This is a genomic window from Sporolactobacillus sp. KGMB 08714 (assembly GCF_036598985.1).
Classification (GTDB): domain Bacteria; phylum Bacillota; class Bacilli; order Bacillales; family Sporolactobacillaceae; genus Sporolactobacillus.
The window spans coordinates 117,340-126,524 of record NZ_JAUUBW010000002.1 but is presented as its reverse complement, the minus strand read 5'-3'; the positions used below and the strand labels follow the sequence as shown (position 1 = coordinate 126,524).

The 9,185-nt window shown below is 39.8% G+C and carries 6 protein-coding genes; all 6 read right to left on the bottom strand.

Features of this window, described 5'->3' with window-relative positions:
- Positions 1 to 596: 596 nt before the first annotated feature.
- Complete coding sequence (locus Q6A92_RS02100) at positions 597 to 3,044, bottom strand: glycoside hydrolase family 3 N-terminal domain-containing protein (protein WP_332236873.1); 2,448 nt, start codon at positions 3,042 to 3,044, stop codon at positions 597 to 599.
- A gap of 48 nt (positions 3,045 to 3,092) precedes the next feature.
- The gene (locus Q6A92_RS02095; protein WP_332236872.1) at positions 3,093 to 4,268 is read right to left on the bottom strand and encodes a diphosphate--fructose-6-phosphate 1-phosphotransferase; all 1,176 of its coding nucleotides are present in this window, start codon (positions 4,266 to 4,268) and stop codon (positions 3,093 to 3,095) included.
- Positions 4,269 to 4,586: 318 nt separating this feature from the next.
- Positions 4,587 to 5,855: a glucose-6-phosphate isomerase gene (locus Q6A92_RS02090; protein ID WP_332236871.1), complete on the bottom strand. Its 1,269-nt coding sequence runs from the start codon at positions 5,853 to 5,855 to the stop codon at positions 4,587 to 4,589.
- A gap of 85 nt (positions 5,856 to 5,940) precedes the next feature.
- The gene (locus Q6A92_RS02085; protein WP_332236870.1) at positions 5,941 to 6,675 is read right to left on the bottom strand and encodes a sulfite exporter TauE/SafE family protein; all 735 of its coding nucleotides are present in this window, start codon (positions 6,673 to 6,675) and stop codon (positions 5,941 to 5,943) included.
- A gap of 4 nt (positions 6,676 to 6,679) precedes the next feature.
- Positions 6,680 to 8,128: a glycoside-pentoside-hexuronide (GPH):cation symporter gene (locus Q6A92_RS02080; protein ID WP_332236869.1), complete on the bottom strand. Its 1,449-nt coding sequence runs from the start codon at positions 8,126 to 8,128 to the stop codon at positions 6,680 to 6,682.
- A gap of 127 nt (positions 8,129 to 8,255) precedes the next feature.
- Complete coding sequence (locus tag Q6A92_RS02075) at positions 8,256 to 9,035, bottom strand: sulfite exporter TauE/SafE family protein (protein WP_332236876.1); 780 nt, start codon at positions 9,033 to 9,035, stop codon at positions 8,256 to 8,258.
- Positions 9,036 to 9,185: the final 150 nt, after the last annotated feature.

The window sequence follows — 9,185 nt, the reverse complement described above, 5'->3', positions numbered from 1 at the left end:
TTGAACACGCCCTTTTCTAGGATAGTTTAATCATACGGAATCCCATTTTGACGTGTCCACTATTTAGACTAACTCTAGTTTAACGTTGATGCTGATTGCTCTTATCAAGCCTTCACCTGGATTCTTAATTACGTTTGCATCAATTTCAAAAAAGATTCCTATTGCGAGAATAAAGCATCCAAGAAGTAAAATGATGATTTTTAATGGAATAATAAGTATAAAATCCCAATATATGATTGCCATTTCGTGCTATATTTATGGCATAAACACTCCTCAATTAATTGGGTTTCGACACTTCAATTATACTGAGTTGTCGGTGTTCATGCTTTTATTTTTGCCTTTCCCCCGTACAGGGTAAGCTTTGAAGTTTTTGATGTTTCAAGTTTCAGTATAAATTAAATAAATATATAATTTTCTATAAAATTAGTTTCCACCGCAGTTATCAGGGCTAAAGAATTTCATTAGAAGGCTTTCTTCGACAAAAATTTATACTTGATTCAACAAACTTGTCGTAGAAAAAAGACCAGATCTCCTGAATCTGGCCTTTTAGTTCAATGTCTGCGCCACATCTGATAACAACATCTTCCAAAGCGTGATTAAATATCTTCAATTTTAGGCATATTCCGATATGATCGTTTACCTAAAACGGTGATAGCTTTCCCTTCAATATAAATTTCGGCAGTATCAACAATCTTTTCAGAACTATCACCGATTGCAATCAATGCCTGACCAGGTTCAACGACAAAGTCCATATTTTCATTGTAGAAGCCCAGCTGATTTATTTTGACCTCAAACTTAACTCGCTTCTTTTCGTGTGGTGCTAATCGCACTTTCTTATAAGCAATCAATTGCTTATTTGGGCGAACAACATGTGCATCCAAAAAGTGATAATATAGCTGAACTACTTCTGCTCCTGTGACGTTGCTTATATTTACGACTGTGCATTCGCATTTGATCAAATCGGTTGTAGACAACCTATTCTCTTTTAGAGTAAAATCACTGATCTTAAACGTTGAATAGCTCATACCATAGCCAAATTCAAAGAGTGGACGGAAATCCTCATCCACATAGCCACCAGTAAATATCACATCATCTGTCTCATGATCAATAGCGTCACTATAGCCACTACCAACCTTATGATTGTAGAAGCATGGAACCTGACCAACACTTCTTGGAATTGTGACGGGAAGCTTACCTTCAGGATTTTGCTTGCCGGAGATAATGTCAGCAAGCACTTGCCCACCAAATGGTCCTGGTAACCAGCTCTGTAGAATTGCGCCAACATGTTCCTTTGCCCATGGAAGAGCAAAGATCCCTGGTCCAAAGAGCACCAATACAACTGGTTTGCCCGTGGAAACCAACCGTTCCAAAAGCTTCTGTTGAACGCCCGGTAGACCTAACCCGGACCGATCTTTACCTTCACCACCGGTAACGTTGACCCAACCACTATTACCACCAAGAGTTGCAATAATGACATCGGATTCTTCTGCCACAGCAACAGCCTCATCAAAGTGGCTCTCGTCTTTATCAGTGATATCGCATCCTTGTTCGTACTGAACTTCGAACTGTTTTGCCAATGCTTCTCTCAATGAAATACCACCCACATTGCGAATGATTGTTGAGACTTTTGCCACATTAATCTCTTCGGGGTGGCTGAACATTCCGCTAATAAATCCATAACCTGAACTCTCAGGTGTTTTATTCTTATTCTTTTCATCTATCATGCCATTAAAGGAGACTTTTGCATCATCCCTATTTTCGGAAGCATTGATCATCTCTAGGTAAGCCGGATAACTATAACCGCTTACTGGATAGCGAATACTATCTGCATGAGGTCCAATAACCGAAATCTTCTGTCCTTTATCAAGAGGTAACAATTGATCTGCATTCTTCAGAAGAACGATTGATTCACTTGCAATCATGTGACTAACTTCTTGTTTTTTCGAATTAGTCATTGAAACTGCTAAGTTATCAACTTTCACATATGGATCCTCAAACAACCCACGCTTAAACTTAATGGTTAGTACTCTACGTACGGATTCATCGATATATTTAATATCAAGCTGCCCTTCACGGACATACTTCCCCAGCATCCCAAACGCATTGCCAACTGGAATCTCTGAGTCCAATCCGCCCTTTTTAGCAATTAGTCCTGCTTCAGAATAGCTTCTTGCGATTTTAAAGTAATCATACATCTTCCAAATAGCAGCTCCATCGGAAATTAACATGCCTTTAAATCCCATAGTGTTGCGAAGTAATCGACGTGTGACTTTAGGATTTGCACCAATCGGCAATCCATCAATTTCCGCATAAGAGGCCATAATGGCGTCAAGATCAGCGTCCTTGATGGCAGCCTCAAAAGGTGTAGCAAATACTTCGTAGAGCTCGCGGTCATTAAGCCGCTCTGTAGCCAGATTTAATCCCCCTTGTGTTTCTGAGTAACCTAAGAAATGTTTAGCAATAGCGCTTACACCTTGCTCTTGCATTCCTTTAATATAACTAGTACCCATCTGGCTGATTAAGTACTGATCTTCGCCGAATGTTTCATAAGTACGGCCCCACCGCGGATCTCGTGATACATCAATAACCGGACTCATAGCTGAATTGATTCCGACCGCATGAGATTCCTGACCTATAATTGAACTCATTTGATAGGCTAACTTTTCATCCCAAGTTGCCGCTAAATTAGTCATCCCTGGGAAAAGTGTCCCCCCTTCACCAGGATAACCCACAAGATTTTCAGACTGTAATGCCACGGGAATTCCAAGTCTTGTTTCACTAACGAAATAGTCCTGAAGTTCGTTAGAAATCCGTGCAATATCGTTACGATTTACCAGACCAACCAACGAATACTGTGTTAATCGACCTAAACCATTATGACCAATTTCTTTAAGTCTTTCTTTGTTAATTTGGCCGTTCTCAATGAGATTATATGGTAAGTTACCACATAATTGAGCGATTTTTTCGTCTAACGTCATCTGTAACATTAAGTTTTCGACACGTTTCTCAATTGGGTAGCTCGAGTTCTTATAGATGTCTTTCATACAAATTATCCTCCTTAATTGACGTCGCAACACAAGATCCATATTGGATCAGTTAAAGTTAACGATTGGAAAGTAATCTGATTTTGTTAGCATTGGTTCTAACCATTCTGCAAAATCTTTGGTAACATAGTTACCTTTTTCAGAAATGAAATTATCCGGGAGCTTCTTTTCCGTCATCATGACATTTTTAATGTCGATTAACCGATATTCAGCTTGGTAAGTACCATTTTCATTTTGCGATTTAAAGATGCCAACCATCTTATTACTTTCTCCATCCAAGGCTGCTTTTACAGCACGTCTGCCAACTTGAACAGCTTCCTCACGATCAATTGATGATTGGAGATAAATCGAACTGCGGCCAATAAGACCAGGTTTTTCATTGCGTGCCTTGATATGCCACTTCTTGATAACTAGGTTCGCTAGGTAATTGCCAACTTCGCCATAGTATACAGAACGTCCTTGTCGGAAGATTTCTGGAACGATCGGCTTGTTATTAGCACTGCGCAGGCCTTCACTTGCGACAACAACAGCGTAGCCTTTCTTATCATAGATTTCTTTGACGTCCGCTAAAAATTGTTTCTCATCGAAGACACGTTCCGGAACATAGATCAGATCAGGTTTTAAGTCATCATCATTTGACGCTAAAGCACTTGCAGCGGTGATCCACCCAGCATTACGTCCCATTGCTTCGATAATGCAGACATGGATCGGTAAAGAATGTACATCAGCAGTAACTTCACGAGTTGTTTGGATAATATATTTTGCGGCACTTAAGTATCCAGGGCAATGATCGATTACCGCAATATCGTTATCTATCGTCTTAGGCATGCCCATTACGTAAATTTTTGTGTTGCGCTCTGTACAGATACGACTTAATTCACCACATGTGGCCATAGTGCCGTTACCACCAGACATCAAAACATATTTAATATTGTTTTTCTCGAGGTGATCCACGATTGCATTATAGGCATCTTCATCCAGAGGATATCGAGATGAACCAATTGCGGTCCCAGGCGATGTTAATAAAGCATCGATATCACGACTTGATTTTATAGCCAAATCGATAAAATCATCCTTTAATACTCCTTGAACCCCATTACGGGCACCCCAGACGTGGTCAATGACGTCCAAATGTTCCTGACTTTCCCGGATAACTCCATACAAAGAGCTATTCAATACAACAGTTGGGCCACCGCCGTGAATTACCAATAAATTGTGTTTCATAAGTGTCTCCCTTTCGATAAATAAACCCTCAATTATAGTTTAATTAGGTAACGAAGAGCTTTTCCTACAAATTCTGCAAACGTTTTCCTTACAGGAAAAATGCAACCCTATGACTTTGACTTACTACCTGAATTCCCGGAAGATTATAACAAGGAGGCCAAAAGTCAGCATCAGACCTCTTTCTCATTGGTATAATTATGCAAGTCACTACTCTTTTTTTGATGCAAAATACCCGGGTTACCCTTTACGAAACTAAGAAGTAAACTCGGGCATTCAAACATTTTACGTAGTGGGTTATGATAGTCTGCGTTATTGGAATTACTTACCCAATCCTTTGAACATCAGAGTCTTGTATGCCTCAACACCAGGCTGGTCAAACGGATTTATGTCAAGGATCGTCCCTGAAATGTAAACAGCGAACTCAAAGAAGTAGAACAACTCGCCATAACTCTTTGTAGAAAGTTCAGATAAATGTATTTCAAATACAGGTACATTGATTTGTCTATGCGCTTCGATAGTCGAATATTCGGACACTTTGTTAATATCCCACAAATCCTTGCCATTCAGATAGTCAAAATTATCTCCCACATGGCTTGGTTGAATGGTCAGTGAACTACTCTTGTTATCCACAATGAGGAATGTTTCTAACAAGTCTTTTTGCCCTTGTTGTACATATTGACCAACAGAGTGTAGATCTTCTGAATAGGAAAGTGAGACTGGATAAATCCCCTTATCTTCCTTCCCTTCACTTTCGGCAAACAATTGTGTCCACCAGCGGCCAAATAAGTCTAATTGAGGTTCAAAATGAGCGAGGATCTCGATCTTATAGTCGTTTTGCAACAGATAGTTCCGGAAGCATGCATACCGATATGCTGGGTTGCTTACAGTTTGGTTTTTCTGGAGGGCATTCCGTATCTCGCGAGCTCCCTTAATCAGTTCGGTGATATCTATTCCAGCAACAGCCATTGGGAAAAGACCTACATCACTAAATGCGGAATAACGTCCACCAATATCAGTTGGGAAAATCAAGAATGGATAGTTTTCAGCTTTTGCCAATTCTTCGAACGGGCTGCCAATCGTCCCTGTTACGATCATATGTTTAGAATAGCTGTTACCATACTTTTTTTGAAGAAATGGCTTAAAGATTCGGAATCCAATGCCTGGTTCCAATGTTTCAAAATTTTTGGCAATAATGTCAACATAAACTTCTTTGTCTGTAATGTCATCTAGCAGTTTGTTGTAGTAGTTCGCAGACAAATTAATACCCGCATAAACAATCTTGCATTTTGCATTCTTTTTGCTTAATGCTTCAATTACAGCACGTGCAGCTTGGTTTGAGCCACCGACACCAACAAGAACCAGGACATCAGCATTGTTCCGCACTTTCTCAGCAAGTACATTCAGTTCGCTTATACATTGGTCGGAAGCCCACTTGTCGATCTTAAACCAACCCAAGTCGTTCTTATGAGCATCCGTATCTGGATTTGTTTCAATGATTTTCTTCAAGGTGCTCAAATGATTGTCCTGAAAAGTTTCAAATTCTTTCTTGGGAAAGTTACTTGTCGTCTTAGTATCAAAAGTCAACATAATATTTCCTCTTCTCTTCAGAAATGTTTTAGTTATATATAATAGAAGCCAAATTTAGTGACACTTACATTTGCCTTCAAAACGATTATTTAAAAAGTGTCATGATTCCTGCTAAAAGCAATGTGAAATTTGTAATAGTCGTAAACTTGGAATTATCCACTTTCTGATAAATCCAGTTACCTGCTATCATCGACACAATGAGCGGTATCATACTGTACGCCGAAAGTGCGAGAACTTCGATCTTTATTACATGTTGCCACATAAAGCTAACTAATAAAATTAGATTCAACAATATCCAGATAAGTGAAAGTGTTGCACGGTAACTTTCTTTCGAACTGTAATGTTCGTTCACAAAAAGAACTAACAGGGGACCGCCCATGATCAACAGGCCATGAATTACTCCGGCAAAAAGAACAATTAATATACCCTTCCAGGTTACTGGCTTTTCTGCACTATTGCTTTTCTGATATTTAGCTAACAGCAAATTGTATAGTGCCGCCAAAATAATAACACCCGACATAATCCATAACAGCAATTGATCAGATATCGTACCTGTCAACCAGATACCTAAAAGCATACCAATTGGCATTATGAGACACACGAATCTGACGATTTGCCAATTTATATAGCTAAATTCTTCTCTTAAAATCCATATACTCCAGACAAAGCCCACAAACATTAGTAATACCTTAGCATCAACGATATTCATGATCAGCACTAAAAACGGAAGTGCCAGCATCGTTCCGGCAAAACCTGTTATGGTTTGAACCCCCTGGGATATAAAAATGATTGCAAAAATAGCTAATAGCTCCTGTAGCATATACTTACTCCATCAATTTTTGATGTCGTTCTTGAAGGTCAATCATAATTTGTCCATATTTTTGTTCAGTTAATGGATAAATAAGCATTAAAATTACTGTTAATGCCGCCATAACTACGGGATATATAAAGACCAATCCACGAATCCCACCTAATGCTTGGGCAGTTTGCGCTTGGTTCGGAATATAACCCACTGTGGCTAAGACAATCCCGGGAACAACCCCCGCAGCCGCCTGAGACAGCTTACGGAAGTATGTGTAAGACGAATAAACAATCCCTTCTGAACGAACACTGGTTTTCCATTCACCGTATTCGACAACGTCAGAAATAAGTGCCCAGTTAAGACCACCGATTAAACCGTTCCCAAAATAAGAAATGCTCGTGAAAATAGTAAAAGTAATAGCAGAGTTTGTCAGGAAATAACCAATACCATCTGAAACTGCCCAAATTAAGCATCCGAGAATAAATGTATATTTTTTGCCAATTCGTTTGGTGAAAAATGGGATCATTGCAGATGCTAGAATGGCGAATCCCATAGTGAAGAATGTCATATAGGAAATAATCGTGATATTATGAAGTACATATTGCGCAAAGTAGAACTGAACGGCCTGCTTAACATTAAATGCTGAGAAAGTAAAAAGGTTTGATAAGCAAAGAATCAGAAGTGGGCCATTCTTGAACACGGCACCATATGACTTCATAATTTCTTTAAATCCACGAAATCCTTTGTTCTCGCCGGTGCCCTCTTCTGCTTCCATTGCCTTCAGTCGAGTCTTTTCGTCTTCATAGTGTTCTTTAATACAGAAGTAGCAAAATAACTGGCATGCAACCCCGCTAATTGCAAAGGCAGCGGCAGCAACAGAATAACCAATTTTTTCAGTTGGTAGTATCAAAACGATTGGCATAAATGCTACCGTAGATATTAGCACCCCAAAATTAGAACCAATCGTCCGCCATCCGGCCAGCATTGATCGCTCAACACTATTTTTCGTCATTGTCGGTTGCATTGACCCATAGGCGATATTAGATATACTGTATACTGTCCCAAATAGAATGTAGGTCACATATGACCAAATTTCTCTACCTGTTAACGAAAAATCTGGAACCGTAAAGTTAGCAATTAACAGTAGGCCTAACGGAAGCGTTGACCATAAAATGAATGGACGGAAGCGCCCACGCTTACCTATATTTTTACGGTGATCGATCGCAGTACCTACACCGATATCAGCAAAAGCATCCCAGATTTTAGCAACCAAGAATACGCTGCCTGCAGTAATAGCAGGCAGACCGATAACGTCGGTAAAGTACTTTAGTAAATACAGTTGCCCCATTTCAAAGAGAAAATTATTACCAAGATCCCCTGCGGCGTACCCAAATTTCTCTTTGAAGGTTAAAACTCGAGGAAATGTCCCTTTTAATTTTTCATTTCCCTCAATAGCAAGATTTGTTGCCATTAAATTCACCTTCTATCTTGTATTATTTTTTACAAGTTAATTTTAGGGGAAGAGAGAAACAATAAACGAAAAAACTACGAAAACGTTTTCAATATGTTTGTCAGAAAAAAAAAGAGTCGGAGAAAGCTTAAGCCAAAATCAGCAATTTCAAACCGTTTACAACGTTTAATATAATAACACCAAGTACGGTGATCCTATATAGTATTAAAACGTGCTTCGAAGATAACTTGTGGCTTAGAACTGCTCCGCAGTAACCTCCTAGTACTGCGGAGCAGAGGATGAAGATCAAGATGAGGCCTGAAATCTGCATCTCATCGAGCATTGGTATGCTGCCAGCCAGTTTGGAGATTTGGGAGAAGAAGATCGTGATGATCGAAAAGGTCGTCGCTGATTTTGGTGCAAACGAAAATACGGAAATCAACAATGCAACGTTGATCGGGCCGCCACCGATACCAAGCAGAGTTGCCAGCAGGCCTAACACAATTCCGCTACCAAATAGTAGCGACAGTTTCATGCCCTGGGAGAACTTGAGGTGCAGTGGGCGAGTGAAGATCAACGCTAAGATCAGGGTGATAATCAAGAGGATAATCTGAATTATGTTGACCAAGTGATCGTTATTTAAGATATGAGTTAACCAGACCAACAGGACATTGCCCAGATAACCGCCAATTACCGATCCGATAGCCAAACGTAAGGCCTCGCCCCATTCAATATCGATACCGTTTTTAGCCTGTTTATATGTTGATACGATGGACATGATAAACACAGCAAAACTCGAGTAGAAATTAATCGCAAGCAGAGTGCTGCGACCTAACGCGTCAAGCACTGGCTTGATGATGACTCCTCCACCCATCCCTGAGATTGCACCTATTACATTGGCACAAAGTACGATAAAGAAATAAATCAATCCCGTCTGAATGATGATACTCCCCTCCAATTAAAAGACAATCACTTGATAGAATGATCAAGTGATCAACCTTTTTCTTCAAACGGCACCATATTGAAGGTGCTAGTAATCCCCCCGTTACTGAAGAAAACTACCTGGATCCAACGTGAG

Bases quoted from the DNA above. Each gene is read 5' to 3' on its own strand.
- Q6A92_RS02100 (WP_332236873.1), bottom strand. From the start codon at position 3,044: ATGAAAGACATCTATAAGAACTCGAGCTACCCAATTGAGAAACGTGTC.
- Q6A92_RS02095 (WP_332236872.1), bottom strand. From the start codon at position 4,268: ATGAAACACAATTTATTGGTAATTCACGGCGGTGGCCCAACTGTTGTA.
- Q6A92_RS02090 (WP_332236871.1), bottom strand. From the start codon at position 5,855: ATGTTGACTTTTGATACTAAGACGACAAGTAACTTTCCCAAGAAAGAA.
- Q6A92_RS02085 (WP_332236870.1), bottom strand. From the start codon at position 6,675: ATGCTACAGGAGCTATTAGCTATTTTTGCAATCATTTTTATATCCCAG.
- Q6A92_RS02080 (WP_332236869.1), bottom strand. From the start codon at position 8,128: ATGGCAACAAATCTTGCTATTGAGGGAAATGAAAAATTAAAAGGGACA.